The sequence below is a fragment of the Shewanella yunxiaonensis genome, from assembly GCF_018223345.1.
GTDB lineage: Bacteria > Pseudomonadota > Gammaproteobacteria > Enterobacterales > Shewanellaceae > Shewanella > Shewanella yunxiaonensis.
Genome location: NZ_CP073587.1, coordinates 2,562,930 through 2,589,766, shown reverse-complemented (window position 1 = coordinate 2,589,766; position 26,837 = coordinate 2,562,930). Strand labels below are relative to the sequence as shown.

At 44.9% G+C, this 26,837-nt stretch carries 23 protein-coding genes and 1 pseudogene; 14 read left to right on the top strand and 10 right to left on the bottom strand.

All coding sequences use genetic code 11. The features are described from left to right. Positions 1-27: 27 nt before the first annotated feature. The 3 genes from thrA to thrC are packed head-to-tail and all read left to right on the top strand — an operon-like array spanning position 28 to position 4,758. Complete coding sequence (thrA, locus tag KDN34_RS11805; RefSeq protein WP_212593971.1) at positions 28-2,496, top strand: bifunctional aspartate kinase/homoserine dehydrogenase I; 2,469 nt, start codon at positions 28-30, stop codon at positions 2,494-2,496. Then, positions 2,493-3,440 (top strand): homoserine kinase, encoded by a 948-nt coding sequence (thrB, locus tag KDN34_RS11800; protein ID WP_212593970.1) that lies wholly within the window; start codon positions 2,493-2,495, stop codon positions 3,438-3,440. The genes thrA and thrB overlap by 4 nt, the downstream gene beginning before the upstream one ends. Before the next feature lie 34 nt (positions 3,441-3,474). After that, the gene (gene thrC / locus KDN34_RS11795; RefSeq protein WP_212593969.1) at positions 3,475-4,758 is read left to right on the top strand and encodes a threonine synthase; all 1,284 of its coding nucleotides are present in this window, start codon (positions 3,475-3,477) and stop codon (positions 4,756-4,758) included. Positions 4,759-4,812: 54 nt separating this feature from the next. Here thrC and nfo read toward each other — a convergent pair whose 3' ends face one another. Beyond that, on the bottom strand, positions 4,813-5,664 hold the full coding sequence (nfo, locus tag KDN34_RS11790) for a deoxyribonuclease IV (RefSeq protein ID WP_212593968.1): 852 nt from the start codon (positions 5,662-5,664) through the stop codon (positions 4,813-4,815). A gap of 272 nt (positions 5,665-5,936) precedes the next feature. Here nfo and KDN34_RS11785 point away from each other — a divergent pair, with 272 nt between their 5' ends. The 7 genes from KDN34_RS11785 (at position 5,937) to KDN34_RS11755 (ending at position 13,081) form a co-directional block, all read left to right on the top strand. Then, a complete protein-coding gene (locus KDN34_RS11785; protein ID WP_212593967.1) occupies positions 5,937-6,500 on the top strand; it encodes a hemerythrin domain-containing protein in 564 nt (187 codons plus the stop codon). A gap of 322 nt (positions 6,501-6,822) precedes the next feature. Continuing rightward, complete coding sequence (gene pilV / locus KDN34_RS11780) at positions 6,823-7,368, top strand: type IV pilus modification protein PilV (RefSeq protein WP_212593966.1); 546 nt, start codon at positions 6,823-6,825, stop codon at positions 7,366-7,368. Between the two features lie 7 nt (positions 7,369-7,375). Further along, positions 7,376-8,356: a PilW family protein gene (locus KDN34_RS11775; protein WP_212593965.1), complete on the top strand. Its 981-nt coding sequence runs from the start codon at positions 7,376-7,378 to the stop codon at positions 8,354-8,356. A gap of 1 nt (position 8,357) precedes the next feature. Further along, on the top strand, positions 8,358-8,801 hold the full coding sequence (locus KDN34_RS11770) for a pilus assembly PilX family protein (RefSeq protein ID WP_212593964.1): 444 nt from the start codon (positions 8,358-8,360) through the stop codon (positions 8,799-8,801). Positions 8,802-8,804: 3 nt separating this feature from the next. Continuing rightward, complete coding sequence (locus KDN34_RS11765) at positions 8,805-12,395, top strand: pilus assembly protein (protein WP_212593963.1); 3,591 nt, start codon at positions 8,805-8,807, stop codon at positions 12,393-12,395. A gap of 6 nt (positions 12,396-12,401) precedes the next feature. Continuing rightward, entirely contained in the window at positions 12,402-12,794 is a 393-nt protein-coding gene (locus KDN34_RS11760; protein ID WP_212593962.1) for a type IV pilin protein, read from the top strand. Next, a complete protein-coding gene (locus tag KDN34_RS11755; RefSeq protein ID WP_212593961.1) occupies positions 12,791-13,081 on the top strand; it encodes a TapY2 family type IVa secretion system protein in 291 nt (96 codons plus the stop codon). Before KDN34_RS11760 ends, KDN34_RS11755 begins: the two co-directional genes overlap by 4 nt. A 76-nt stretch (positions 13,082-13,157) precedes the next feature. Here the strand turns inward: KDN34_RS11755 and KDN34_RS11750 are convergent. Further along, a pseudogene (locus tag KDN34_RS11750) lies at positions 13,158-14,861 on the bottom strand (GNAT family N-acyltransferase); the annotation flags it as partial. Positions 14,862-15,027: 166 nt separating this feature from the next. After that, positions 15,028-16,398 (bottom strand): YjiH family protein, encoded by a 1,371-nt coding sequence (locus tag KDN34_RS11745; RefSeq protein ID WP_212593959.1) that lies wholly within the window; start codon positions 16,396-16,398, stop codon positions 15,028-15,030. A 451-nt stretch (positions 16,399-16,849) separates the two neighbouring features. On the opposite strand from KDN34_RS11745, the gene KDN34_RS11740 reads away from it, so the two are divergent. Next, positions 16,850-17,545, top strand: coding sequence for a DUF998 domain-containing protein (locus KDN34_RS11740; RefSeq protein WP_228730327.1), 696 nt, complete (start codon positions 16,850-16,852; stop codon positions 17,543-17,545). Here the strand turns inward: KDN34_RS11740 and KDN34_RS11735 are convergent. Both KDN34_RS11735 and ubiU read right to left on the bottom strand, forming a co-directional pair. Further along, positions 17,542-18,393, bottom strand: coding sequence for a U32 family peptidase (locus tag KDN34_RS11735; RefSeq protein WP_212593957.1), 852 nt, complete (start codon positions 18,391-18,393; stop codon positions 17,542-17,544). The two genes, KDN34_RS11740 and KDN34_RS11735, sit on opposite strands and share 4 nt — an antisense overlap. Positions 18,394-18,403: 10 nt before the next feature. Then, positions 18,404-19,405 carry a ubiquinone anaerobic biosynthesis protein UbiU gene (gene ubiU / locus KDN34_RS11730; RefSeq protein WP_212593956.1) on the bottom strand — a complete coding sequence of 334 codons (1,002 nt, stop codon included), beginning with the start codon at positions 19,403-19,405 and terminating at the stop codon, positions 18,404-18,406. Positions 19,406-19,528: 123 nt separating this feature from the next. Here ubiU and ubiT point away from each other — a divergent pair, with 123 nt between their 5' ends. Then, the gene (ubiT, locus tag KDN34_RS11725; RefSeq protein WP_228730326.1) at positions 19,529-20,062 is read left to right on the top strand and encodes a ubiquinone anaerobic biosynthesis accessory factor UbiT; all 534 of its coding nucleotides are present in this window, start codon (positions 19,529-19,531) and stop codon (positions 20,060-20,062) included. Between the two features lie 1,192 nt (positions 20,063-21,254). Here the strand turns inward: ubiT and KDN34_RS11720 are convergent. Together KDN34_RS11720 and KDN34_RS11715 are read right to left on the bottom strand one after the other, a co-directional pair. Then, the gene (locus KDN34_RS11720; RefSeq protein WP_212593955.1) at positions 21,255-21,743 is read right to left on the bottom strand and encodes a glutathione peroxidase; all 489 of its coding nucleotides are present in this window, start codon (positions 21,741-21,743) and stop codon (positions 21,255-21,257) included. A gap of 232 nt (positions 21,744-21,975) precedes the next feature. Beyond that, positions 21,976-22,962, bottom strand: coding sequence for a DUF4382 domain-containing protein (locus KDN34_RS11715; RefSeq protein ID WP_212593954.1), 987 nt, complete (start codon positions 22,960-22,962; stop codon positions 21,976-21,978). A gap of 326 nt (positions 22,963-23,288) precedes the next feature. On the opposite strand from KDN34_RS11715, the gene KDN34_RS11710 reads away from it, so the two are divergent. After that, positions 23,289-24,083 carry a 4'-phosphopantetheinyl transferase family protein gene (locus tag KDN34_RS11710; RefSeq protein ID WP_212593953.1) on the top strand — a complete coding sequence of 265 codons (795 nt, stop codon included), beginning with the start codon at positions 23,289-23,291 and terminating at the stop codon, positions 24,081-24,083. Here the strand turns inward: KDN34_RS11710 and queF are convergent. After that, complete coding sequence (gene queF / locus KDN34_RS11705; protein ID WP_212593952.1) at positions 24,022-24,879, bottom strand: NADPH-dependent 7-cyano-7-deazaguanine reductase QueF; 858 nt, start codon at positions 24,877-24,879, stop codon at positions 24,022-24,024. The genes KDN34_RS11710 and queF overlap by 62 nt on opposite strands. 59 nt (positions 24,880-24,938) lie before the next feature. On the opposite strand from queF, the gene syd reads away from it, so the two are divergent. After that, positions 24,939-25,586, top strand: coding sequence for a SecY-interacting protein (syd, locus tag KDN34_RS11700; protein ID WP_212593951.1), 648 nt, complete (start codon positions 24,939-24,941; stop codon positions 25,584-25,586). An 8-nt stretch (positions 25,587-25,594) separates the two neighbouring features. Here the strand turns inward: syd and KDN34_RS11695 are convergent, their stop codons facing one another. Together KDN34_RS11695 and KDN34_RS11690 are read right to left on the bottom strand one after the other, a co-directional pair. Continuing rightward, complete coding sequence (locus KDN34_RS11695) at positions 25,595-26,368, bottom strand: Zn-ribbon-containing protein (protein WP_212593950.1); 774 nt, start codon at positions 26,366-26,368, stop codon at positions 25,595-25,597. Continuing rightward, on the bottom strand, positions 26,368-26,709 hold the full coding sequence (locus KDN34_RS11690; protein ID WP_212593949.1) for a hypothetical protein: 342 nt from the start codon (positions 26,707-26,709) through the stop codon (positions 26,368-26,370). The genes KDN34_RS11695 and KDN34_RS11690 overlap by 1 nt, the downstream gene beginning before the upstream one ends. Between the last annotated feature and the right edge of the window lie 128 nt (positions 26,710-26,837).

Sequence of the window (26,837 nt, the reverse complement as noted above, 5' to 3'; positions counted from 1 at the left end):
TGGGCAGTGGGTTACAGGAGAGACTCAATGAAGGTGATGAAGTTTGGCGGTACATCTTTAGCAAATTGGCAGCGATTTGATATGGCTGCATGCATTATTGCCGACGCTGCGAAAGAGGAAAGCGTGGCTACGGTGTTATCCGCTCCAGCAACTGTAACAAACGGCTTATTAGCGATGGTGGATACTGCCTTGGAAAAGGGAGATGTCGCCGCGGCACTGGGTAAGGTTGAAGCCGTATTTCGCACGTTATATGGCGCTGCATTTGATGTGTTAGCCAACCCTGAAACGCAACAAGCTTTGGAACAGCTGTTGGACGCTCAGCTACAACAATGGTCAAAAAAACTGCAAGGGATCATGTTGTTAGGCGAGTGTCCTGATAGCGTCAGAGCGGAGATTGTCGTCGCTGGTGAGAAAATGTCGGCAGCGCTGATGGTCAGAGTTATGGAAGCTAAAGGGTTAAGCGCGGGTTTACTTGATCCTCAGGCGCTCTTTCTGGCACATGGCACCCCAATGGAATCCACGGTCGATATTGGGGTAAGCAAACCACGTTTTCGTTTGTTGGGGTTGGACGAAAAGCGCGTCTGGGTGATGCCGGGGTTTACTGCCGCTGACGAGCAAGGGCGAGTGGTGACGTTGGGACGTAACGGCTCTGATTATTCAGCTGCGGTACTGGCAGCGTGTTTGGATGCCTCCAGTTGTGAGATCTGGACGGATGTAGACGGTATCTACAATACAGATCCACGAGTCGTACCTGATGCGAAGTTACTGTCTCAGCTCAGTTACCAAGAGGCCATGGAACTTTCCTATTTTGGCGCAAAAGTGCTGCATCCTCGCACGATCTCTCCTATCGCACAGTTCCAAATTCCTTGTTATATCAAAAACAGTTTCAATCCTTCTGCTCCAGGGACTTTAGTCTCCAGTCATCCTGATCAGACTGGCTTACAAGTGAAAGCGATTTCCAACCTTGATAATCAGACCATGGTGGATGTATCTGGTCCTGGGATGAAAGGCATGGTGGGCATGGCCTCCCGCATTCTGGCTTCTATCGCACGTAGTGGTGTGTCAGTCACACTAATTACTCAGAGTTCCAGTGAATACAGCATCAGTTTCTGTGTCCCGACCGTGGAAGCCAAACGTGTCAAAAAAGCACTGGAACAAGAATTTGAATTAGAGCTTAAAAGTGAGTTGCTTGAGCCGCTGGTGATGCGGCATCAGTTAGCCATTGTTTCTCTTATCGGTGATGGCATGCGCACCCATAAAGGGGTCGCAGCTAAATTCTTCCAGGCGTTAGCTCAGGCAAGTGTCAATATCATCGCTATCGCACAGGGCTCATCAGAACGGTCGATCTCGGCTGTTATCGAGCAGCGGAAAACGCCACATGCCATAAAGGCCTGTCATCAGGGATTTTTCGATGTACAGCAATATCTGGATGTGTTTTTAGTCGGTTCAGGCAATATCGGTGCAGGCTTGTTAGCGCAGATAGCCCATCAGGAACAGATGTTACGCAGTCAGAATATCAGCATCAGGGTCTGCGGCATTGCTAACTCCAACCAAATGCTGCTAAAAGCGGGCGGCATTGAATTAGCACAGTGGCAATCACAATTAAACGAACAGGGTGAGCCATTCGATTTGCCTAAAATGTTGTCATGGGCGAAAGAGCAGCAACTATTAACTCCGGTGTTGGTTGATTGCACCTCTTCCGATGAAATTGCTTCCCAATATCCCGAAGTGATGTCTTCCGGTTTCCATGTGGTAACTCCTAATAAAAAGGCAAATACCCGTGATATGGCGTTTTATAAGAAACTACGGCAGACCGCACTGGCTCAGCGTCGTCAGTTTTTATATGAAACCAACGTCGGTGCGGGATTGCCGGTCATCGATAATCTCAAAAAGTTGATGTTTGCCGGTGATAAGTTACTGCATTTCAAGGGGATTCTATCTGGTTCACTGTCTTATATTTTCGGTAAGCTCGAAGAAGGCATGACCTTGTCAGAAGCGACCACCCATGCCCGTGAAAAATGCTTTACTGAGCCAGATCCCCGTGATGATTTAAACGGCATGGATGTGGCGCGCAAGGTGTTAATTCTGGCGCGTGAAGCCGGAATGCCACTGGAAATGAAAGATATTGTGGTAGAGCCAGTGTTGCCACCGGAGTTCGACAGCAGTGGTAATGTACAGGATTTTATGCAACGACTTTCCAGTGCTGATGCATGGATGGCGGCTAAAGTTGCCAGCGCCAAAGCTGAATCGAAAGTGCTGCGTTATGTCGGCGAAATTACTGCAGAAGGTTGCCGGGTAGGCATCCAGGCGGTTGGCGAGCACGATCCATTATTTAGAGTAAAAGAGGGGGAAAACGCCTTGGCGTTTTACAGTCGTTATTATCAACCGATCCCGTTTGTGTTAAGAGGATACGGTGCAGGCACAGAAGTTACTGCTGCCGGGGTGTTTGCCGATTTGCTGCGCACCTTAAACTGGACTCGTGAGGTGGATTTATGAGTCAGTCTTTAACAGTTTACGCTCCAGCTTCAATGGGTAACGTGGGCGTTGGCTTTGATTTACTGGGGGCGGCATTAGCGCCGGTGGATGGCAGCCTGCTCGGAGATACCGTTACTATTGCTGCTGCTGATAGTGGTATTTCCTTAACGCAAATTGGCGAATGGGCTCATAAACTTCCTGACACGCCACAACAGAATATTGTGTATCAATGTGCCGAATTTTTTCTGCAAAAATTTGCTATTCAAGGGGGTGTTTCATTAACCCTAAGCAAAAATTTGCCGGTGGGAAGTGGCTTAGGTTCGAGCGCAAGTTCAGTTGTGGCCGCACTATTTGCGCTTAACGAATTTTTTGGTAAACCCTGCAATCAGCAGCAATTGCTGGCGCTGATGGGGGAATTTGAAGGCCGCATTAGCGGTGCCGTCCATTACGATAACGTAGCGCCATGTTATCTGGGCGGGATGCAACTGATGTTGGATCTGCCCCAGCGTATCTGTGAATCTATTCCCGCTTTTGAAGATTGGTTCTGGGTTGTGGCGTATCCAGGGATCTCTTTGTCGACCGCAAAGATGAGAGCCTTGATGCCAAATGAGTACGCGCGTAGTGTTGTCATTGATTTTGGTCGTAATCTGAGTGCCTTTGTGCATGCCAGTTATCGGCAAGATGAGGCGCTAGCAATTGCAGTGCTCAAAGATGTTTTGGCTGAACCTTATCGTGCTCCGGCAATCCCCGGCTATTTGCAGGCGCGTGAGGCATTGGCCGAAGTTGGTATGTTGACTACCGGAATATCAGGTAGTGGTCCGACATTATTTTCCGTATGTCGGGACCTGGAGACTGCACAAAAGGCAAAAGCGTGGTTGGAACAGCACTACTTAACAGAAACCGGCGGCTTTAGTCATATCTGCCGATTGGATAATGTAGGTGCAAGGGTATTACCACAAGGTTAATACTGAGAATAAAGAGCAAGGGCAAAAGAGTAATATGGAACTGTATAACCTTAAACATCCTGAACAACGGGTGACGTTTACCGAGGCATTAAAACTAGGGTTGGGCATTGATAGGGGGCTTTTTTTCCCCACCCGTATCCCACAGCTGCAGAATGTCGATGCCTTGCTAGCACTGCCGTTTATTGAGCGCAGTAAGCTAGTGTTGGGGGCCTGGTTGGCGGATGAGTTGGGCCAATCTGTTGTAGATGAATTAGTCGACAAAGCCTTTAATTTCCAACTGCCGTTGGTTCAGGTCGATGAGCGCCGCAGTAGCCTTGAATTATTTCATGGACCAACCTTGGCGTTTAAAGATTTTGGTGCCCGGTTTATGGCACAGTGTTTGGGCGCGTTGGGGGGACAAGCTCCTCTTACAATTCTGACCGCTACTTCCGGTGATACTGGTGCCGCCGTGGCGGATGCGTTCTATGGTCTTGATAACGTCAGAGTGATGGTGTTGTATCCAAAAGGAAAAATTAGTGAACTACAGGAAAAAATGTTCACTACTCTTGGCGGAAATATTCATACCGTCGCGGTTGAATCGGATTTTGATGATTGCCAAACGTTGGTAAAACAAGCATTTGAAGATGCAGATATCCGCGATGGTTTGCGCCTGAACTCCGCAAACTCGATTAATATCAGCCGCTTGTTAGCTCAAATTTGTTACTACTTTGAAGCGGTCACTCGCTACCGTCAGCAGTATCATGATGCACCGGTCATTGCTGTTCCAAGTGGTAACTTTGGTAATCTCACCGCGGGTTTATTGGCGAAAGCGATGGGACTACCGGTTAAGCGCTTTATTGCAGCAACAAACAGCAACGACACCGTCCCACGTTATCTGACTTTTGGTGATTGGGCTCCTCGGCAAACGATGGCAACCATGTCTAACGCCATGGATGTGTCTGAACCGAGTAACTGGCCTCGCGTGGAAGCTATTTTCAGTGAAATGAAATGGCCTTTGAGTGAACTCACCGGGGTAGCAATATCTGAGCAGCAAACACATGACTCAATGGTGGCACTTAAAGATTTGGGGTATCAGGCAGAGCCCCATGCTGCAGTGGCTGCAGAAGCACTCAATTTGTGCATGAAAGAAGATGAGCGCGGTATTTTCCTGGCTACCGCTCATCCGGCGAAATTCAAAGATGTAGTCGACAGAGAACTTGGTACAGATTTAGCCTTGCCGCCAGAGCTGCAAAGGGTAAAAGAAAAACCAGTTTTGTCGGCAACTTTACCGGCAGATTTTGCTGCGTTAAAGACGCACATGTTATCGGTGCTCGGATAACATTGGTGGCTGGTTTTAAACCCCGCGTAAGCGGGGTTTTTTCTTAGAAACGGTTTAACGGCTTTGAGTCTGAAGCCAGCTTATCTCTTCTGGCCAGATTTCAGGGCGAATGGTCTCTAGGATCAGCGGTATTTTCGTCGTGGCAGGATGCGCCATGATGGCACTAAAAGCCGCCTTGCCTATAGTGCCATAACCGAGTGAGTCGTGCCGATCGACTCTGCTGCCAAAGCTACTTTTACAATCATTAAGGTGCATACCTTTTAAGTACTTTAGGCCAACAACATCATCAAATTCTGCAAACATTTTGCTGACGGCATCCGTGGTGCGTAACTCATAACCCGCAGCGAAGAGATGACAGGTATCTAGGCAGACCCCTACTCGTGATTTATCTTCTATTTGCTCAATGATCTCTGCCAGCTGCTCGAATCGATGACCAAGGTTAGAGCCTTGCCCGGCAGTATTCTCTAATACTGCAGTAACACCTGTCGTTTGTTCCAACACCAGGTTAATGGAATCAGCAATATTGCGAAGACATAATGATTCGCTTATCTCGCGCAAATGACTCCCTGGATGAAAGTTGAGAAGTGTTAACCCTAACTGTTCACAACGCTGCATTTCGTCTAAAAATGCATCTCGGGATTTTTGCAGCATATTCGGGTCTGGATGACCTAGATTAATCAGGTAGCTGTCGTGAGGTAGTATCTGTGATGCGCTAAAATGATGTTCTGCGCAATGCTGTTTAAATTTTGCAATTTCTGGCTCATCTAAGGCCGCCGCAGTCCAGCGTCGTTGATTCTTTGTAAAAAGAGCAAACGCAGTGGCGCCTATGGCTGCGGCGTTCAGGGGGGCATTTGCTACCCCGCCTTGAGCACTGACATGCGCACCAACCCATCTCTGCTGTATCATCTTTTCCTCAAGTCTTTTGCTTGTGTGTCTTTTTAGTCTACATCGTAGCGATGTTTTGATGTAATCCGTTACTTCTAGCCCTGTAGCAATCCGTATGAACGGGGCAGATACCTGTCAAATCTGTGAATTCGAACAGCTCTTTAAGCAATTTGTGACGGGTTTTCCTTGATCTTTGTCATGTATTAAATAAAGAACACTGGTTAACATTAAAATTCGCCAGGTTGTTTGCTGCTATTATTGAGTAAACGGCCCCTAAATGAAGGAGAGCCTCTATGCTGCAAAGATTAATGAATGATCACAAGCATATAGCTGTATTGCTCAATTTGCTTAAAGGAAAATACCAGAAGCTCGCTGAAGGTGAACAGGTGAATTTTTGCCTGGTACGTGATGTTGTTGAGTATATGCAGGAGTATGCCGACCACAGCCATCATCCAGTAGAAGACATAGTGTATGAGTACTACGTGGGAAAATTTGCCAAAGAGGAATCTACTAAGCGTTTGACGGAAGAACATGGCAAAGTGGTCGCTGCTTCTGCCGCACTGGCGTCAACGCTAAACCTCATCCTCAACGATATCGTCGTTGCCAAAGAAAAGCTGGTTCAGGAATTACGAGATTATGTCACGTTGCAGGAGCAACACATGATCTATGAAGAAGAATATATTTTTCCAAAATTGCAACGAAAACTGACTGAAAGTGATTGGGAACAGATCGAACGAAACTGTGCCTTGAAACTTATCGATGATCCCCTGTTCAGTAGTGATGATCAGATGTTTGATGAACTGCGACAGTATATTCAGACAGTTGAACCTACATCCGGCATGTCGCTCGGCCATTAAATTTTCCTTCTGGTTTTTGGGTGCCGGGCTTGTACCGGCATGCCCATTAGTTTTCATTATAATGAAATTTAATTATTTAAATCATGTTGTTATATAAAATTCTAGATTGATACTGTTGAAGTAAACCGCGTTGACTATTTTTCATATTTCTAATTTTTCTAAACTGTCCCTCTAACCCCTTATCTTTATTACTAGCCAATCACAAATTCATTAACTATCATTAACTGGTATTTTTGCGCCATGACGATAACTGACAGAAAAATAAAGAATATTTAACAATTTTCTCGTCATTGGATTGGCAGTAGCCGGAGATTTGACGTTAATGAAAAGTAAGAGGGCGGGATTCTCTCTCATCGAAGTCATGGTGGCGTTGGTCATTTTGGTGATCGGCTTGATAGGGATTTTTAATCTTCATATCGTGGCAAAGCGCGCGAGCTTTGAATCTTTTGAGCAGACTCAAGCGGCTTATCTGGCTAATGATATCTTAAATAGAATGAAATTGAATAAAACTGTGTTGGCGAATTATGCAGGAACTTACGGTGTGCTTGGTAGTGAAACTGCTCCCACATCGTGTGATAAAGCTGGAGTCACATGTTCCCCTGCCAATATGGAACTTTGGGATATATATCAATGGCGTTGGTTATTCTCTGGTGGCGCGGAGATTAATGCTTCTGGTGCCAAAGTTGGTGGATTGGATTCAACAACTGCTTGTATCACCGTTGGTACCGATAACTCGGTGACAATAGCCATTGCCTGGAAAGGCATTCAGGGAACAGCCGGAACGACAAACACCACATCCACTTGTGGGAGTACCTTAGGTACTAAGCGTCGTCTGTATGTGTTAGATACAGTTGTGGATCAGGGATAGTTGCGAGATGAGAAAACAAAAATACATCTCCGGTTTTTCATTGGTTGAATTGATGGTCGCGATGGTCATCAGTTTATTTCTTACCTTGGGCGTATTTGCCATGTTTAGCATGTCTGCGACCAATGTGACAACGACAGGGCAATACAATCAGTTGCAGGAAAATGGCCGTATAGCATTGGCCATAATGGCGCCGGATATCGAGCAAACAGCATTTTTTGGAGATTTTACCGGATCAGATTTTGTGCAATCCAATACTACAATCACCGGGGCTATCTCCGGTGACTGTATCGGCCCGGGCACAAATGACGCCACTTTACCAGATATTACTTCCACATCGCATTTTAGACTTATCTGGGGATATGAAGTACTGAGTGGGGGGCAATCAGTCGACTGCGTTACTAATGCTATGGAAGGTACTGACGTTATCCAGCTAAAGCGATTAATGGGACCTGCTGGTGCCACAAATGGTTTTAGAGTTGCCACAACTTCCAGCCAGGTCATATTTTTTGGTACTGCCGCAGATCCTGCAATAGAAAATGAGCGGGTATGGGAATATCTGCATCATGTCTATTTTATCCGATGTCTGGGAGATACTCAGAATGCCTCATGCACTGCAAAAGGAAACGTGCCTGTTTTAAGTCGTAAAGCTTTATCTTCGAGTGGTGTTAACAACGAAGAGCAGTTAGTTGAAGGCATTGAAAATATGCGAATTCTATACGGCTATGATGATGATGGGGATGACACTCCTGATAGTTTTCTTCCCGTTGAAGATGTGACAGATTTGATGTGGGATAACCAGTCCTTCCAACGCATTGTAGCGGTCAAAATCTTCTTGTTGGTCCGAACTATCGACCAAGATAACAGCTATACCAACGACATCACCTATGAACTCGGTGATAAGAAACTTGGTCCATTTAACGATCATTACCGCCGTAAAGTGTTGTCTACCACTGTGGTATTGGAAAATCCGGTGTTGATTAGGAATTGAGATGAAAGGCTTAAAGAGACAATCGGGTGTTGTACTTTTTTTTGCTTTAATACTGTTAATTGTTATGACAGTTATTGGCGTAGCGTTGGCGGTAAACTCCGGACAGTCTCTGCGAATGGCGGGGGCTGGTTCTGAGCGAATTGAAGCTAAAGCCATTGCAGATGGTGGTTTAGCTGCTGTGATTAATGCCAATGCTGGGAGTAGTTTCGCGACCATGAATTCCCAAACTACGGTAACAGCATTTAATGGTAATCAGACCATTACTCCTTTGCCTAAAGACGATCCTAAAGACGTAGGTTGCCAACGTACTGTCAATGCTACCTCGGCAAATTTAATTAGTTGTCGGCGTATTGAAGTTACTAATACCGTTGCATATGGACGAGATGATATGGGCTCATTAACTGTAACAACAGGTGTTGAACAACAGGTATTAACAGGTAACTAACTTATGAAAAAATTAAAATTTCTTATTGGTGTAGTGGTTGCCTCCATGTGTTTTTTGTCTGCATTTAGTTATGCGGATGACACAGAGCTTTATCAGATCGACGCAAGTGTCAGTGGTCATCGACCACAGGTACTGATCATTTTTGATAATTCCGGCAGTATGAGCACCGAAGAGGAAAATGCGGTTAACAAATTTTGTGGCGATAGTGTTACTGATGGCTCTACCCTGGCAACAAGTTGCGCTGCTTTTGATAAATATCTGGAAACTTATAAAGATACTTACACCACAGCGGATGCTATTTACTGGAATGCGGGTGGGATTGATAACTCAGTGTCATCAACTACGCCTAACGATCCCAATGATGCCCGGCGATTTGAACAAAGTATTAATAACTGCGGTACTGCACGTAAGGCCTTACTTGAAAAGGGACGTTGGACCGGCTATTTAATTCAAAATAGCACAAAAAAATCAGACCTTAATTGGTCAGCGGTTAATAATGACAATGGTTTAAACACCAGTAACGTAATCGTTGATTGTGTGGAAGACATTGAAAATGACGATACAACAGATTACGTCAGTACGGGTTCAAGTACTCCTTATTCGGGTTATCCTGCTAATGTCACCGGTCATTACTCAAAAACTAATAAGCCTGATGCGACAACACTTATTGCTGACACTGGTGCAACATTGGTTACCTTATACTCGTATCGCTATTTAGCTTGGTATACATGGGTGACAACTACTGATGAAGGGCAAAATAGCGGCACCACTGAGACTAGATTAGATGTGGCTAAAGAAGCAATCACAAGTGCGTTGGGGGAATTAGGTGATAAGGTCGATGCTGGGCTGGCGGTATTCAACCTTGACTACCCTAATGAGGGCGATAGGGATGGTGGACGTATTGTTTATCCAATAACTCACATGACGTCAGCAAATCAGTCGTCTTTGATAAGCTTGATCGATGGTATGCCTGCTCAGACCAATACCCCTTTATGTGAAACGTTGTACGAGGCCTACCAATACTTTTCTGGTGGCCCCGTAGTCTTTGGTAATAAAGATACCAAATTCACGGGTACCGAAAATAATGATAACTTGATACAAGATTATACCCCCAACGATCCACCGAATGTTTTTGGTGACGGCCCCTACACATCACCATTTAAAAAATGCCAAGAAACCGCATACATTATCTACATTACTGATGGTGCACCTACACTGGATAAATCAGCAGACGGGTTAATCAAAACTCTCACTTCAGGTGCAGATGGCGCGGGGCTATATACGGAGTATACGTACACTAATACCGAGACTAATAAAGAGGAACAAAGTTATCTGCCAGCTTTAGCTTCCTATATGTATAACAATGATCTGGTGTCAGATGTGGTTGATCAAAATGGGACTGACCATAAGCAAAATGTGCAAACTTTTACCATAGGATTCTCGGCAGGTGCCGATGCAGCTGCGGCATTATTGAATGAAACTGCGATTCGTGGTGGAAATTTAGCGCAAGAAGATGATTCAGGAAATCTCGTTTCCAAAGGATACTATAAGGCTACTACCGATCTCGATCTTTCTGCGGCAATCGTCAACGCGTTGAAATCGATCCTGACTAAAAGTTCCACATATACATCCCCCAGTATTGCCACCAACAACTTTGATAAAACACAAACACTTAATTCCGCTTATTACGCGATGTTTTTGCCAGATGATAGTGGTGGACCTCGATGGAGTGGTAACTTGAAGAAGTTGAAAGTCTCTTCTTCTGGTGTGCTGTATGCGCAGGATTCGTCAGTTAGTGCAATTAATGATGATGGTAATATACGAGATGATGTTTGTACTTTTTGGTCTGATTGTTCCGCTGGCAAGGATGGCAATAGTGTCAAGATGGGAGGGGCAATACAGAGTTTAATGGCTAATTATCAGTCTCGAAACATTATTACCAATACGGCCGCAAATAATGCCATGCAAAAACTGAATGCAATCGATACTTCGTTGATTGATAGCAGTGGTAACTATACAGATACCTATTTAGCTAACACGATTAAGTGGCTTTATGGTTATGACGTTGACGATGACGATGGCGATGGTGACACATCGGAACCCCGCAAAGATATTATGGGGGATCCGTTGCATTCTAAGCCGTTGGCAATTGATTTTGGCACTGATGGCGCTCCCAATGTGAAAATAATCCTGGGTACCAATCAGGGCTTGGTACACATGTTTACCGATAACGATAGTGCCAATACTATCAGCGAAGACTGGGCATTCATTCCCAAGGAGTTGCTACCTAATCTCATCATTCTAAGAAAAAATTATTCAGATGGTGGCGCACATGGTGTTTATGGCATGGATTTGTCGCCGGTCAGTTATGTCGAATCGTATAATACGAATGGCTCAATTAATAATGCGATTGTTTATATGGGGATGCGTCGAGGTGGCACGTCTTACTATGCATTGAACGTAACAGCTTCTGGAGATCCCTCTTTAAGGTGGAAAATTGATTCTAATAGCACCGGATTTGAAGATATGGGCGATAGTTGGTCCGAACCTACGGTCACGGAAATACCTGGTTATGTTGACAGTAAAGGAATCAATAAGCCTGTGTTGATTTTCGGTGGAGGCATGGACTCCAGTGATGGAACTGGGCAGGAAATTTATATTGCAGATGCTTTGACCGGCGAACATATATACACTTTTTCTACGTCGGATGGTACGGCATCTGTGAACAGTGTGGTGACTAAAGTTGCCGCATTAGATAGCAATAACGATGGTATTACAGATAGACTTTATGCCTCTGATATTGCTGGAAACGTTTGGCGCATGGATATGCCATCGACAGACACGTCAACTTGGGGGATCTATAAATTCGCCTCACTAGATGGCGGTAGTGGCAGAATGTTTTTTGCAGAGCCGACTGTAGCTCAAACACAATTTAGCAATATCATAACTACAACTACTAGCACTGGGACAGTTACAACTGCTCAAACTATTCCTTATGATGCGGTGACATTAGGCTCTGGCAATCGGACTCATCCGTTAGATACAGACACGCAAGATATGTATTTCATGTTGCAGGATCGCAACGTGGTAACCCAAAATTTTACCTCGACACCTTCGACGATTACGATATCTGATTTAGTAGATGTTTCATCAAGTGCCATCTCAGCATCTACGGATATGTCTAGTTCCAAAGGTTGGTATTATGACTACACCGATACCGGAGAAAAGACTCTGTCTGCTTCATTGATATATAACGGTAAGGTTTATTTTACATCTTACATTCCACCAGTGTCTGGCATATTAAATTATGATACCGGTGTCTGTGATAGTGGCACCGGTCAGGCGAGACTATATGTATTTGATTTGCACCGTGGCACACGAAGTTATAGTAGTACCTACTACGATATTGGTACCACTATCCCTGATACCCCACAAATTGTGGTCCCCGACCCGGGGAAGGGGAATGTTTCCCAAGCATATATTATTGGTGTGGGTAAGGGAGAATGTACAAATGGTACCTGTACCGGCACGATCAATCTGGGGAGCGGACTAACTACCAACCGTATTTACTATCATATAAATGAAAATCAATAAATGCAGATGAAAAAATTAACGGGATTTACGCTTATTGAAGTGATGATTGTGGTGGTTATTGTGGGTATCCTAGCCTCGATAGCCTACCCTTCATATATTCAATACATTACACGCAGTAATCGCTCAGAAGGCCAGGCCGCTTTGTTGCGGGTTGCAAATTTGCAGGAACAGTATTACCTGGATAATCGGACGTATACTACCGATATGACCGCGCTCGGCCTGAGTGCCAGTCCTTATGTAACTGAAAATGGACTCTATAGTGTCAGTTCTACTGGAACTAGCAGCTATACATTAACAGCCGCCCCGAAAGGTTCACAGGCAACTCGTGATACTCAATGTGGCAGTCTTACCTTGACAGATACTGGCGAAAAAGGGCCCTCGGCGGAGTGTTGGAAATGAATAAATATCTGGTATGTGGTTTGTTTCTGACCTTTATGACTGCACCATCGATGGCAGCAAAAGTGAGTTATAAATGCTATTTGCTTACGACCAAAGGTCAGGAGATTGCTTTCTACCGGTGGAACGAAGATGACTTTGCAGCTAAACAGGCGACTATAGTGGCATCAAAACGTACCGATGCCAAAGGGAAGACTTATTACGTCAAAGCCGTTGAAGAATGCGTGAAAATGTCCGATGAATTCAGTTCTGAAGTAGCGAAGAAACTGGATAAACAAACTCTGCGATGAAGTATTAAAGCGCTGTTGTAGTAGAAAGGCATGGCAGTTACTTACCATGCCTTTTGGCTATTCGGCATTACACTTACTACGAACCAATGTAACGTAAGCGTTTTTTCTCTTTTAATTTTTCTATATCGACCAGCACCAGCCCATCGATACAGTCTGCAAAATCAGCATCAATACCAAAAGCCAGAAATTTTACTCCTTGTGGCTGACACAGTTCACCATATTGCTTATAGAGTGTGGGCACGGCCGCTCCCATACTGGCAAGCGTCTGTTTGAGATGTTTAAACGCCTGTTCGTACCCCAGCCCTTGGTAACAAGCATCCAGTTCCTGTTGTCGTATGCTGGATATTGAGTAAGGATGGAGTGATTCTGCTAGTAGTGTTGATGGGAACTGGGACAGGTAAAAGTGGACCAGCATTTCTTTAGCCGGTGCCGGTAACTGATTACTGATAGTGACTGGGCCAAACAGATAACGATATTGCGGGTTCTTGGCCAGAAACGCGCCAATACCGTACCAGAGATAATCCAGGCTGCGTTTGCCCCAGTATTTCGGCTGGACAAAACTACGCCCTAATTCCAGACCGTGCTGGAAATACTGAGTGAACGCTGGTTGATAATGAAATAACGACTCACTATATAGTGTTTGACCTGCCTCATGTAATGTCTGTGCGCTGGCAAAACGATAAGCACCAACCAACTCCATCTCCGCTTGGTCCCATAACACCAAATGTAAGTAATGTAGGTCATATTGATCAGTGTCACGACGCTCGCCAGTGCCTTCTCCTACAGCTCTGAAAGCCATTTCTCTGAGCCGACCAATTTCTCGCATGATGGGATTACTGCTTCGGTGCCGGTAAAGATAGATCTGCTTATTATCTTGCGTTTCCCCTAGAAGTTCGCATTCCGCTAGCGCTTTATAAAGCGCTAAACGGTTTTCTGGGTGAGCAATGGCTCTCTGGGTTCTGAATAAACCAACACGATTTTTACCAATGCGGTATAAATGATTTTTCAGCAGGCTAACTTTAGTTTTAATCGGGAAATCATTCCCGTTTACCACGTCAGCCGGGATGAGCTCGCCGATCCGTACCGGCAGATTGTTGTTGGCCTGTTTAAACATCTCTTTGACTAACAGTAAGGTAGCCAAAGGTTTGTACAACATCGACGCCCCATAAAAAGTTGGAGAGTTGCGCGCATCAACAAACATGGGTAACAACGGCGCATCACAACTAATAGCCATCCGTAAAAAGCCACTATGCCAGCGTGTATCTCTTACACCATTAGGCCGTAAACGAGAGACCTCACCTGAAGGAAAGATTAAAACTGCGGCATCATTGCGTAAATGCTCTTGGATCTTTTCCAGATATTGGCGCGGCGTGCCACCAGTCATATTTTTTACTGGTAACAACAGATTGTGTAAGGGTTCCAAGGTCATCAGCATTTCATTGGCAACCACTTTCAAATCGCTTCTGATTTCATTTAACAGTTTTATTAAAACCAGCGCATCCAACGAGCCAATAGGATGATTAGCAAAGATAACTACACGCCCTTGTGGTGGCACATTTTCGAGCTGATTATCTGGTACTGTGTAGCTGATATTAAAGGTTTGAAGGACCCGCTCAACAAAGTCTATCCCTTTTAAGTGACTAAACTGAGACGCTATTTCATTGCACTGTTGTTCATTTAAGAGGTAGCGCAGCATTGCTTTGGTGGGTTTGACGAGCCATGGCTTATTGTTGAGTTGTGGCAGGTTATCTTCGATGACTTTGTCGACGGTAAAAATCATGATGGAGTCCTGAACTGTTAATTATGTCTCGCCAAAGCGATACAGATGTAGGGCAGATCCAGGCAGAAGATAAGTTAGAAAATTGACCGGTAGATGAAGGCTGGATGGCAGTCTTATGACAGTGACGAAGGGGGATGATAAAACATCACCCTTCGCGCACTAAAAATTAGAAGAACAAGTGAGACATTCCAGCAATAACCGGAAGGGTAACGAGTGTACGTAGTAAAAAGATAACGAATAACTCCCAGGCGTTAACAGGTATCTTGCTGCCGATAAGCAGTGCCCCGACTTCGCTCATATAGATAAGCTGAGTGACTGATAGTGCTGCAATGATAAAGCGGGTAATTTCCGCGTGAATTCCATTACTGGCAAGAATTGAAGGAATAAACATGTCGGCAAAACCCACAACAATGGTTTTAGACGCTTCAGCGGCTTCTGGAATGTGCAACAATTCGAGTAATGGAATAAATGGCATCCCAAGATAATCAAAAACGGGGGTGTATTCGGCAATCATCAGCGCAATCGTGCCAATGGCCATCACCACGGGGATAATGCCAAAAATCATGTCGATAACGTTTTTGCTGCCTTCTTCTAGGATCTTGCTTACTCCACCGGTGTGTGCCGCTTTATTTAACGCTAAATGAATCCCCCAAGACAATGCATGATGACCTTCTGGTACGGCTTCATCGTCTTTTTTGCGCGGAGTGCCATTGAGATAGTTATCTTTTTTCCAACATAGTGGTGGTAATCGAGGAACCACAATTGCTGCTACCACCCCAGCGAGGCATACCGTTAGATAAAAGGGAATAAACTTTGCTTCCAAGCCAACCTGAGTAATTACCACCAAGCTGAAGGTGATGGAGACCGCTGAGAAGGTTGTCCCAATAATGGCGGCTTCCCGTTGGGTATAAAAATTGTCTTCATACTGTTTACTTGTCAGCAGAATGCCGACGCTGCCATCTCCCAACCATGATGCCATACAGTCGATGGCACTTCTTCCTGGCAGATTAAATACTGGCCGCATGACAGTGGTCAACAAGGTGCCAAACAACTCCAATAAGCCAAAGTTCAGTAGCAGCGGTAATAACAAACCTGCAAAGAAAAACACGCAGAACAATACGGGAAGTAAATCGTTCATGACTAAACCGCCCGTATCCGCAGAACGGATTGCCTCCGGACCGATCCCCAAATAAGTCAGGGTGACGAATGTTGCACCAGTTACCCTTACTAGAAGCCAGAATGGACTGATATTGAACAATGCATTGAGAAAGTGATGTGTCCTAACAGCCTTGGGGCGAAAAATTTTGACCAGCAATGTTGCCGATGCCATAAACAGGGCAACAACTAAAATGATGGTGGTGAGATAATCATTCAGTAAATGTTGTAAGCCTTTGGCGAGAATGGCAACGGGAATGGTGATGGCATCGTTAAAACTGACGGGTGTCATAAACAATAAAACACCGATCAGGGAAGGAATAATAAAAGTGAGGATGGTTTTTATATTATGGTTACGAGGTTCGGTCACGTTTAGGCCCATTGTTATTATTTGAGTGTTGGCCTATCGGCCGCGCATTACTATGCAAAAATCCTTGCATGAAAGTCACAAGATTACCGCCTCGGGCCAACCTTGTAAATTTGTCTGTACCGGGGCGAGTACTTATGTGGTCAACCGTGAGAATATATTCAAGTGGCTAAGCGTTTTTGCAAGAATTCCCAAATGACACCATGATGCTTGGACATTAACAGTTACATTATTCCAGCGCGGAAGTAGCTATATGTAATTAAAAAAGTTTTCAACCATTTCTGTCGTAAATGCGGGGCATCCATCATCTGCGCAACTATCGAGGCGAATTGTTACTTTGCCAAGTGGCGCATCAACTTGTAACAATGTACCTTTGTTAGATGCTATCCGGTAAAATTATGCGTGATTGGTGGTAAGTCACTGTAACATTTGTGGCGCACACCAGAGCGTCTTGGGGATGACAGTAATGATCGGAAAAAAGCAGCGATTGAATAGATTGGCGCTGGGGTTCGGGATTCTCGGACTCCTCGGATTATTGCTGGGCGTGATCCTGTCGGTTGCCGGGTACAGTGCACTGGCAGATGACAGTTTTAGACTTACCAACCACACCATGAGTGAATTGGGTAATTATGGCCATTCTCCGTTTGCTGTGGCGTTAAATGGTGGCCTGTTTTTTGGCAGCTTAAGCTTAGTGCTGTTTAGCCTCTATTCTTTGCAGTTATCACAAACCATCACTGGTGTATTGAGTTATTTGGGGTTAGCCGTTACCTGTATGGCCTTAGCGGGCATTGGGTTGTTTCCGGTCAATGTCTATCACCTTCATGTGTTCATGTTGAAGTGGTTTTTTATTTTTGGGTGTGCTACCACATTGATGTTTATGGTGAATCAGGCGGTTTCATTGGCTGGAAATCATCTGCGTTGGGGATGGGTAACGGCATTACTTAGCTGTATCAATTTCGCCGTATTCCTATTTTTACCATTATTTGAATTGGATTTTACCGATGGCAATCGACCCTTCTATCAAGAAATGGTGTTAGAAATCACTCGCCCACATTTGTGGTGGCCAGCTGTTTTGCAATGGTTGAGTTTGGGTTGGTTTATATTATGGCTTGCTACGTTACTGCTTGAATGCTTCCACAATTTAAAGCAACCCTCTGATTAAATAACCCTTTCCATTCCCGCGTTGTTGTGCCAATACCCATTGCAAGCATTTGCAGCAATAGTATCTGGGAACTCGCCGCGGGTTAATTCTGTCGCCATGGTAATAGATTGCTGATTTACCGGTGACACTCGGAACCACGAAACGCCTATAGCCTCCATCACCGGTATTTGCTGACGTAAGTCACAACAGGCGGCAGACTGCGTCTGTATCCCGTTTAGTCGCAGTAACGGCTGATGTTCTTGGGTTTGCGCCAGCACACCTTGTGGGTATTGTTCACAGGCAATACCACATCCATCCTTTGCCAGTCCTTTCAGCCGCGCGGTGAAACAACGTGCAGAGTGCGCCAAAGGCAAATGACCATAGCCAATCACTTCCGCTTCAAAATTTGCTAAAGGTGTTAACACCGCCTTTAACCAGTCACAGGAAAGATCGACTGGCATGACAAATCGTTGCATACCCCATTCAGCCATTTTATCTAGTGTTGCTCGGTTGTAGTTGTTGATGGTGGGTCCGCAGATAAAAGGTATTCCTAATTCATTGGCTATCGCAACCGCCGCCATATCGTTTGCTTCTATGGCGAAATCACCGTTTTCTAGTTGCTTCCTGAGTTCCGTTTGTTCAGATGCGGTTTCGATAAGTGCCAGTGTGGATAGCACAACTTGCTTACCGGTGGACTGGAGCATTTTTGCCAGTGCAACATAGTCAGCCCATTTGACCTGGCGCCGCCGACTGCACACTGTTTCACCAAGATAGACCAGTGGGATAGGGCTATTGGCCACATCATCGTAAAAAGTAAAAACATCAGATTTGGACCAGCAGTACATCAATGGTCCCAAAGATATATTCATCTGTTGATTCCTATTGCCAGCTTCGTTCGTATGCACCGAGCGTAGTGGTTTGTCCTTCAGACACCTTGGCCAGTGCGGACAACCATTCTTTTTTGCTTTGGAATTGTGCAGGTGCTGCCAAATAGCTATCGATAGCATCTCGCCATACCCGCGTCACTTGTTCGACATAGGCCGGACTGCGTTGCCGTCCTTCTATTTTTAACGACACTATTCCGGCAGCAGCTAATTCAGGGATCAATTCCAAAGTACTTAAGCTGGTGGGGGATTCCAGTAAAAATTGTGCGGTTCCAGCATCTTCTGCTAAATACCGACCTTTGCAGACCACCGGATAGCCCATCTGTTCATCAATGCCTGAACGATCGATTAACACCTCATTAAGACGGGTCAAGCGATTATCACCTTGTTCCTGCCATCGGACATAGCGAGCTGGCGAACACGAACCGCCGCTATTGGGTGATTCGCCTGTCACATATGACGACAGTTGGCAGCGACCTTCGGCCATGATACAGAGACTGCCGAAAGCAAACACTTCGAGATCAACCGGACTGACTTTGGCGAGGTCTTTGACTTGTTTAATAGATAACACCCTGGGTAACACGGCACGTTGGATATTGAATTGCTTTTGATAGAAATCCAACCCTGCCAGATTGGTAACACTGGCCTGCACAGACAGGTGCAAGGGTATTTCTGGGTAGTGGCTGTGGGCATAGTCTAATAACGAAATATCGGCCATGATCAGGCCATCAGCACTGCTATTCACAGCCAAGTCTACGGCTTGATGCCAACGTTGTTCTTGCCCCGGTTGCGGGAATGTATTTATGGTCAGATAAAACTTACGTTTGCTGCGTTTAACTAATGTTGCTGCTTCCTGCAGTCTTTGCGGCGTAAAGTTTAATCCAGCAAAGGAACGGGCGTTGGTGTCATCTTTCAATCCCAAGTACACCGCATCAGCGCCAGCATTCAGTGCCGCCTTCAGTGAGGCCAGGTTCCCAGCGGGACACAGAAGTTCCATGTCGAAAAGTGCTCCCTATGGATACAAAGGGGCAAGTTTATCGAGGTTTGATCTGTTAAGAATTGATGTAAAACAGGTTTGAGATCATAAATAGTGGCTAAAATGCCAAGCCGGTAGCCTTTAATGGAGAATAAAACAATGCCTAACGAGTTGATGTCTCGCATGGCCAAGGAGTTGTTGGTTGTAGTGCCTAAAATCGCCGCAAAACCACTGGTGATGATCCCTTTTGCTGCGAAAGCGAAAGTGATAGAACAATTGCTGCAACACCTGTTATCTGAGCAGATTGCCGCCGATGAACTGGAATTTTTACAGGGTCATTGGGTAGCCGTATCTGTTGCTGATCTTCAGTTATCTTTTGAAGTTAGCTTTGAGCACAGATTTACAGTAAGACCAGTTAGCTCGCCTGCTGTGACGTTTAGTGCGAACAGTGGCGATTTATTGCTTGTCGCTGCTGGTAAGGAAGATCCCGATACTCTATTTTTTCAACGAAGACTGTGTATTGAAGGTGATACAGAGTTAGGGCTCGAGGTCAAAAATATGTTGCTGGCGATTGACTTACAACAATTTCCGTCATCAGTGCGAACTCTTCTGGATAAGCTGGCAAAATCATTGCTGTGGCTACAGCAAACCTCTATCACACAGGTGCAACCGGCCTAAAAAAAAAGAGCGACCCATGGGGGTCGCTTAGTATTTTCAGACACACATTCTGAAAAATCGCGCTATTTCAAAAGGGAGGATATGATGAAAATCAAAACCTATCGTCCTTTCAGACTACTGTTGTTCAAAACAGTTCCTTAAAATCTAATAAATTTTATCAAATAACATTTATTAGGATTTTCATCTGTAACATAAATGAACAGCTATTGTTAATTAGTCAACTTTATGTGCGTTCTGACAAAAAAAATGGCAACCAAAGGTTGCCAGAGAATTATTTGAAAGCACACAGTGCGCTAGAACGATGTGCTCTCCAAGGGAGTTAATGATGAACACGAAAATCCGTTTCATAAGATATGACTGGGCGTCTTCGAAATAGTTCAAAAATGGTTTAATTTTTAGTTGAGAATTTTAAATCTGTTTAACGCCATTAAGAAATCATAAAGTTGTGTCGAAGTGATTTAATCGAAACGGCCGTTATTGAGCGCGTTAGCGTGACAAAAAAATGGCAACCCCAAGGTTGCCGGAATGAATCATGTAAAGTGACAAAATCACAGTGCGCTAGAGCCGTGTCTGTCAAAAAGGGAGATGATGAAACACAAGACCAAGTCTTACTTAATCAGACTAAGCTTGCAGTCTTTAGTTCCCATGAAGGACGAAATTTTTTAGGATTTATAAAAAAAGCGGCAACCCAAAGGTTGCCGGAATATTAATACTTTATAGCAGGACAAACATGCTGTGGACTAGCACAGTATTTGTCAAAAGGGAGATGATGAAACACAAGACCATGTCTTGCTTAATCAGACTAGACCTACATTCATTAGTTCCCAGGGAACGCAAAATATTTTTAAAAGCCCTAAATAAAAAAACGGCAACTATCCAGTTGCCGAAAAGAAGGAATTTACAAGGAGTAGAAACCGATAACGGGACGCTCAGTTAAAAGGGAAAACCGAGCTCATCGGCTCTAATACGTAAGACATATAATAAATCTGTCAGTTCCCTGATGATGAAAATAATCTCGACATGCCATAAAAAAAGGCAGTCACATGATGACTGCCTTCTGATCCATCTGGATCAATGGGGCTGCGCTAGAAGCCCCGCTAGGGAGAATGATGAACAAAAAATCTCTGCTCATTTCATTGGAGTATTCAGGGAATAAAAGGTTCCAACATTCCATAAAAATTTCAACAGAAAATTATAACTTCAATAATTCAGATAGTTGCTTTTTCAATGCATCTGGCTTGGTTGTCGGTGCAAACCGGTCAACTACATTTCCTTCGCGATTTACTAAAAATTTAGTGAAGTTCCATTTGATTGCTGAAGAACCGAAAACGCCAGGCGCCTGTTTTTTCAAAAATTGATACAAGGGATGAGCATTAGCACCATTGACGTCGATTTTTGCGAACAGCGGAAAACTGACGCCATAGTTGAGCTCACAGAATCTAGCAATCTCTTGTTCATTGCCCGGCTCCTGTGCGCCAAACTGATTACAAGGAAATCCTAAAACCACCAACCCGTTATCTTTAAACTCTTGGTATAGCTCCTCTAGGCCCTGATATTGAGGCGTAAAACCACATTTGCTAGCAGTGTTTACAATTAACATGACTTTATTTTTATATAAGGCGAGATTGCTTTTATTTCCTTGAATATCAATAATATCAATATCATATATCGAGCTGCTCATATGCTTCTCCAATGGTTTTTCTGATGGCAGTATAGGTTGAAATAAAAATTGTACACAACTTAATTTTCTGTCATTTATTCTGTAAGGTCAGCTTGAATGATGTCACTTTAGACCGGAAAACGATAAAGCGGAAATGGGGAAGCCTGGGGGGCGCGGGTACTCAGTTGCTGAATTTGCGTTAGGCAGATATCAAAAGCAGGACAAAGCGCTTAACCGCTTTGTCCCGGTAGTATTATTGTGCGGTTGTTGGTGCGACTACTGCATTGAAATCCTGCTGTACATCCTGACCGGCGACCACTGATATTTCATGCAATTGCTCAGTTGGATTAGGAATGACAATACCATCATATTGGGACGGCTCGTCATTTTCAGCGCTGCAGGTAAAGGCAACAGTATAGTCACCGGTAGGCAGATATCCAAACGAGTAACTTCCGTAGTTTCCAGAATCCCAGGTCACACCAGTGGAGGCATATGGTTCAATAATCCCCTCTGGCAGCGTAGCGGTATTGGTATCCGGGTCGTAATTGTCAGCAAGTTTACTGCTGTCCAAGCTATGACCAGGGTAAACATAGACAAAGTTGCCGGTATCGGCGTTACATCCGTTAGCACCGAAGAGGTTGATGTCAACATTGCCATATACGGCAGCAACAGCGGCGTTGTTAAGGATTTTTACGCCGTGAGGCTTGAGGTTATATCGAGCCCCATTACTGTTTTCTACCAAGGATTGGCGTAAATCAAACTCAATGGTAAAGCTCTGGACACTGTCCTGGCCGACTGTGAACCCGCCAAGTTGTAATTTTTGGCTGGGTTGTTTAAGCGGGATCTGTCCGTTGTCATCTACAACATAGCTCAGATCTGAACCGGTAGATTCATCTAGGATATGCAGGATCAGGTTGTCGTATGTCCCAGTTGGAATCGGCTGGTCCGTGATGATCATGGCACTGTCAGTGCCTTGATATTGCATTAAGTCGAGTTGCCGGTAGCTTTCGCCGTTCGGGCCAGAAACGTCTAATACAATGTTGTCCTGACCGCTTTTCACCAATTCAATTTGATCAAAGGCAATGACGACCTTTTGGGCGCTATCCACTGGTGCATCAGAAACGGAAAAGGACACTTTCGCCATATTTTTAGTAGGGTCAGTGGTATCGCTGCCGCCACAAGCTACCAGCATCATAGAGGCAACTACTGGTGTGAGATAAAATAATTTGCTGTGTTTCATCGATTACTCCCTTTCAATCTTGTGAGTTCCAAACATTGGGTTACAAAAACTTTAATTTTGTTTACACAATATGCGGTGTTGGCTTAACAATCCCTGAATGACGATGAGACTGGAAAAAGCGCGTGCACCCGTTGGAGCAGATATCGGTGGATTAATAGATGAGTATAGTCAATCGCGAAACTGTCGTGCCTGCTTTCAACAATCAGCGTGGCAAAAGCGATCTGTTGCGATGTGATACACTATCCCAAAAGGTCGCTTGCCGACTGCCGTTTCACCTTCAAAAATGGTGTTACTTTCAAGGCGAAATTTTTATAAGACACCAGACTATGATTATCCGTCTCTATTGTCATCGTTATAAAAGTTCATACATACAGGCACCGTCTGAAGCGGCATCTCCAACGTCGCGTCGACGGCTAAATCAGCAACTGTTGCGCTATTGTCTGTCGCTTCATCAAAACTTTTCTCCGGATGATTGGCGATTCCAGACGGGAGCCCACGGAAAGCCCACACTGATTGATATTCAACAAGCGCATAGTCAATTGCAGTTTAATTTGAGTCATAGCCGCGATTGGTTGGTGATTGCGGTGTTGGAACAGGCGACAACATCTAGCTGCGTCGGTGTTGATGTTGAACAAATTAAGCGCAGTCGCAATATTCGTTCGATCGCTGAGCATTATTTTTCAGCGGCAGAACAAGCACAGTTAATGGCGCTATCAAAAGAGGATTATACCGCTGCGTTTTATCGTCTTTGGGTAATGAAGGAAGCTTATGTCAAAGCCACTGGCCAAGGGCTATCTCAAGGGTTAAATACCTTTAGTTTTGATCTGAATTCATCGCAGCCACTCGCTAATTTTTCTTTAAACTCAGTGTCTGGTGACGGATTTGCACAACACTTCAGCTGGTGTATTTTACATGGCGCAGTGGGTGACACATCTTTGGCGTTAGCCGTCGGTAGCGAATCGCCATTTTCTTCGGCTAATGGCGACTCGCTCAACCTCTATCGGGTGTGTCAGGATTCACCCGATACTTGGTATCTACAAGCTGGGAACTTGTCCGATGTTATTGCCGTGCCAGGCGATTGCTTTCTGGCAGATGTTCAAAGTCGCTGCGAAAAGGGTTGATATCCAATCCACCTCGACGGGTATAACGTGCATATACCGTCAATTTACTGCACTGACAATAACGCTTGAGATCTGTAAATATGCGCTCGACACATTGTTCATGAAACTCATTATGTTGACGGAATGAGATCAAGTAATGCAGTAACTTTTCCCGATCGATCTTGGGCCCCTGATACCGGATCATCACGCTACCCCAGTCAGGTTGAGAGGTGATAAGACAGTTAGATTTTAACAAGTTAGAATTCAGGGTTTCAGCAACGATCTGTTTGCTGTCAGTGCTATTGCGCAACCAGTCAGGATTGAAACTGTACTCCACAACATCGATATCAATATCATCAATACAGATCCCTGGAAGTTCTGTAATACGTTGTCCCGAAAATTGTTTTGGCTCAATCACCTTTACCGCTACGTTTCCATCTGCACAGCGAGACAAGTCTTGTGTCAGCATCTGTTGCAGTTGTTCTACAGATTCAACTTTGGTCTGGTTAAAACTGTTGAGATAAAGTTTGAATGACTTTGACTCCACCAGATTCTTACTTTCAGCATCCAGATGGACTTCGGCCATGGCCACCATTGGCTTTCCTTTAGTGTTCAGCCAGGACAGCTCGTATGCGGTCCAGATATCGGCGCCGTGAAAGGGCATTGGGGCAGACAATGCAATGGCATCACGATTTAATTGCCTTGGCACTGCCTGTAACAATTCTGGTGCATAGGTATCGCGGTAACGAGTGGTTTTGCCTAGAGTCAACTTAGCCAGGGCTTCCGCGTTTTCGTATGGGGTTTGATTCTGTGTCATCAATGGTGAATTCGTGCCAAAATATGAAGTCATTATACTCGATTTGTGAGCGTTCATAAGTGTCTTGTGCCGAGGCCCTAGAGCAATTTTTTGCCCAATACCAACAATGTTACCAATCTGCATTAGGCGAATTCCCACGTTTTTATGCAGGCGGTGAACCATCAGAATGTGTGTTAGACGGGGAACATGACGATCCGGTTCAGTGGCAAGCCATACACCGACAATCAACCGCTTCATTTGCCAATGTGGGGGAGGCGCTGTCGATTAACTTGCATCCTGATATCGAACAGTTTTATGGCCATTTTTTTGCGGGGCCACTGAAATTTGATTCACCTTTTGGCAGCGGTGAGTTACTGCAAGTATGGAATGATAAGGACTTCGGCTACTTGCAGGAGAATCTGATTGGGCACCTGATGATGAAAAAAAGGCTGCGTCAGTCGCCAACGTGGTTCATTGGAATACTTGAGCAACATGAAGAGATGCTGACAGTGGACAATAACGATGGTTCAGTTTGGGCTGAGCGACCAGGTGAGGCACCATACGAGCGACTGGCTGACAATCTTGCTGATTTTTTACGAATGTTATCACCACGAGTGACAGACGCCGTGCGTTATCAGGAACTTGATGACTCTACTAGCGCGTCAGTCCATCCAGGTATATTCGCCAGTCTTAAACGCATGTGGCTTAACTTGTTTCCCAAGCGCTAAATACCGGGTTATTGAAAGTCCCAAGAAAGATTGGAAACGATTCTGCAGTGGTCACATTTGAAGTGAAACAAGTCAAGAATGGGCTCTGCTTGACGCCAATCTTTGCTGCCGCATCGTGGGCAGCCGCGTTGCGTTTCTGCCTTTCGGCTCTCTCCACCAACACGATAGAGATAGTAATAAGTAGGAATTTTTGTCAGGTACTCTATTCTGCCGCGCAAATCCCAACCTCGGCGAAAGAGGTCACTTGAGGTGTCACTGAGTTCATGTAATGCGGCAAATTCTGCCGCTGTGGCAGACGCCATCTGTAATTCATCACATGCTTGCCACTCCGTTTGCCAGCGGATCAGCTGTTTATGATCGCCATTAAAGGTTGCCGGAATGCGATACAGCGGAATTGGCAGAAGTGAGTCTCCACTTCGCAGTGGCGAGCACATATGAACATAACTGGTATATAAAAGTTGCCAGGAGGGGCTTTCCTCACAACTTATTTCAGAATTGATATCCTGTCCCAATAATTTTTCGCGCGGAGCCAATAATTTTGCATCAGCGAGCGCATGTAACGCTTGCTTGGCCCAAGGACTATTAAAGCGGTTAGCAAGACTTTGTGTTTCGGGCAACAAGAGCCGAACCCTAAAGGAACCCTCATGTAATGCGACCGCAAATTCTCTCCCCATGACTTGGCCATTTGCCCGCCAGGCTTCTAACAGATTGTTAATCGCTTTTTCTGCCAAAGATACTGTTGTGTCAGCGTAGCAGTCAAACCGAAGCTCTGTGACAAACATTAATCTTGCTCCAACTGATTATTTTCTAGTTGTTTTATACGTTGTTCTAAGCGGTGACAGTAATCGGTAAGCTGAGCTATTTGTAATTGTATGTCATTTAGTTGTGTTTCTGCGGGGGCGGTTTCCGTTCCCTCTGCCGTGACCGATGTTGGTGTAATGCTAGTTGCCACTCGGTCAATTTCCTCGTCTGTCATCGCTTTAAATCGCTGCAATCCCGCGACCAATAAAGGCATCGGGACCTTCCCACCAACTTTAGCTTTTAACCGCGCGAGTGTCGGGGTTTGACCTTTGCGGCTGAGGGTTACTGCGGCGGCAATTATCTGTGATAACTCAAGTGACATAGTGGCGAAAACCTCATTGATTGGCTGTACCTCAAGAACAGTGCTGATTAGCTTTAACGCATCTGAAAATCAATATGTTGAAGTATGTGAAATTTGCTCATGTTCCCGACTTTTATGGTGCAATATTT

Bases quoted from the DNA above. Each gene is read 5' to 3' on its own strand.
- nfo (WP_212593968.1), bottom strand. From the start codon at position 5,664: ATGATACAGCAGAGATGGGTTGGTGCGCATGTCAGTGCTCAAGGCGGG.
- KDN34_RS11760 (WP_212593962.1), top strand. From the start codon at position 12,402: ATGAAAAAATTAACGGGATTTACGCTTATTGAAGTGATGATTGTGGTG.
- KDN34_RS11690 (WP_212593949.1), bottom strand. From the start codon at position 26,709: ATGTCACTTGAGTTATCACAGATAATTGCCGCCGCAGTAACCCTCAGC.
- KDN34_RS11770 (WP_212593964.1), top strand. From the start codon at position 8,358: ATGAAAGGCTTAAAGAGACAATCGGGTGTTGTACTTTTTTTTGCTTTA.
- thrC (WP_212593969.1), top strand. From the start codon at position 3,475: ATGGAACTGTATAACCTTAAACATCCTGAACAACGGGTGACGTTTACC.
- KDN34_RS11720 (WP_212593955.1), bottom strand. From the start codon at position 21,743: ATGAGCAGCTCGATATATGATATTGATATTATTGATATTCAAGGAAAT.
- thrA (WP_212593971.1), top strand. From the start codon at position 28: ATGAAGGTGATGAAGTTTGGCGGTACATCTTTAGCAAATTGGCAGCGA.
- pilV (WP_212593966.1), top strand. From the start codon at position 6,823: ATGAAAAGTAAGAGGGCGGGATTCTCTCTCATCGAAGTCATGGTGGCG.
- KDN34_RS11755 (WP_212593961.1), top strand. From the start codon at position 12,791: ATGAATAAATATCTGGTATGTGGTTTGTTTCTGACCTTTATGACTGCA.
- ubiT (WP_228730326.1), top strand. From the start codon at position 19,529: ATGGAGAATAAAACAATGCCTAACGAGTTGATGTCTCGCATGGCCAAG.
- KDN34_RS11695 (WP_212593950.1), bottom strand. From the start codon at position 26,368: ATGTTTGTCACAGAGCTTCGGTTTGACTGCTACGCTGACACAACAGTA.
- ubiU (WP_212593956.1), bottom strand. From the start codon at position 19,405: ATGGAACTTCTGTGTCCCGCTGGGAACCTGGCCTCACTGAAGGCGGCA.
- KDN34_RS11745 (WP_212593959.1), bottom strand. From the start codon at position 16,398: ATGGGCCTAAACGTGACCGAACCTCGTAACCATAATATAAAAACCATC.
- KDN34_RS11785 (WP_212593967.1), top strand. From the start codon at position 5,937: ATGCTGCAAAGATTAATGAATGATCACAAGCATATAGCTGTATTGCTC.
- thrB (WP_212593970.1), top strand. From the start codon at position 2,493: ATGAGTCAGTCTTTAACAGTTTACGCTCCAGCTTCAATGGGTAACGTG.
- queF (WP_212593952.1), bottom strand. From the start codon at position 24,879: ATGACACAGAATCAAACCCCATACGAAAACGCGGAAGCCCTGGCTAAG.
- KDN34_RS11765 (WP_212593963.1), top strand. From the start codon at position 8,805: ATGAAAAAATTAAAATTTCTTATTGGTGTAGTGGTTGCCTCCATGTGT.
- KDN34_RS11710 (WP_212593953.1), top strand. From the start codon at position 23,289: ATGATTATCCGTCTCTATTGTCATCGTTATAAAAGTTCATACATACAG.
- KDN34_RS11775 (WP_212593965.1), top strand. From the start codon at position 7,376: ATGAGAAAACAAAAATACATCTCCGGTTTTTCATTGGTTGAATTGATG.
- KDN34_RS11735 (WP_212593957.1), bottom strand. From the start codon at position 18,393: ATGAATATATCTTTGGGACCATTGATGTACTGCTGGTCCAAATCTGAT.
- KDN34_RS11715 (WP_212593954.1), bottom strand. From the start codon at position 22,962: ATGAAACACAGCAAATTATTTTATCTCACACCAGTAGTTGCCTCTATG.
- KDN34_RS11740 (WP_228730327.1), top strand. From the start codon at position 16,850: ATGATCGGAAAAAAGCAGCGATTGAATAGATTGGCGCTGGGGTTCGGG.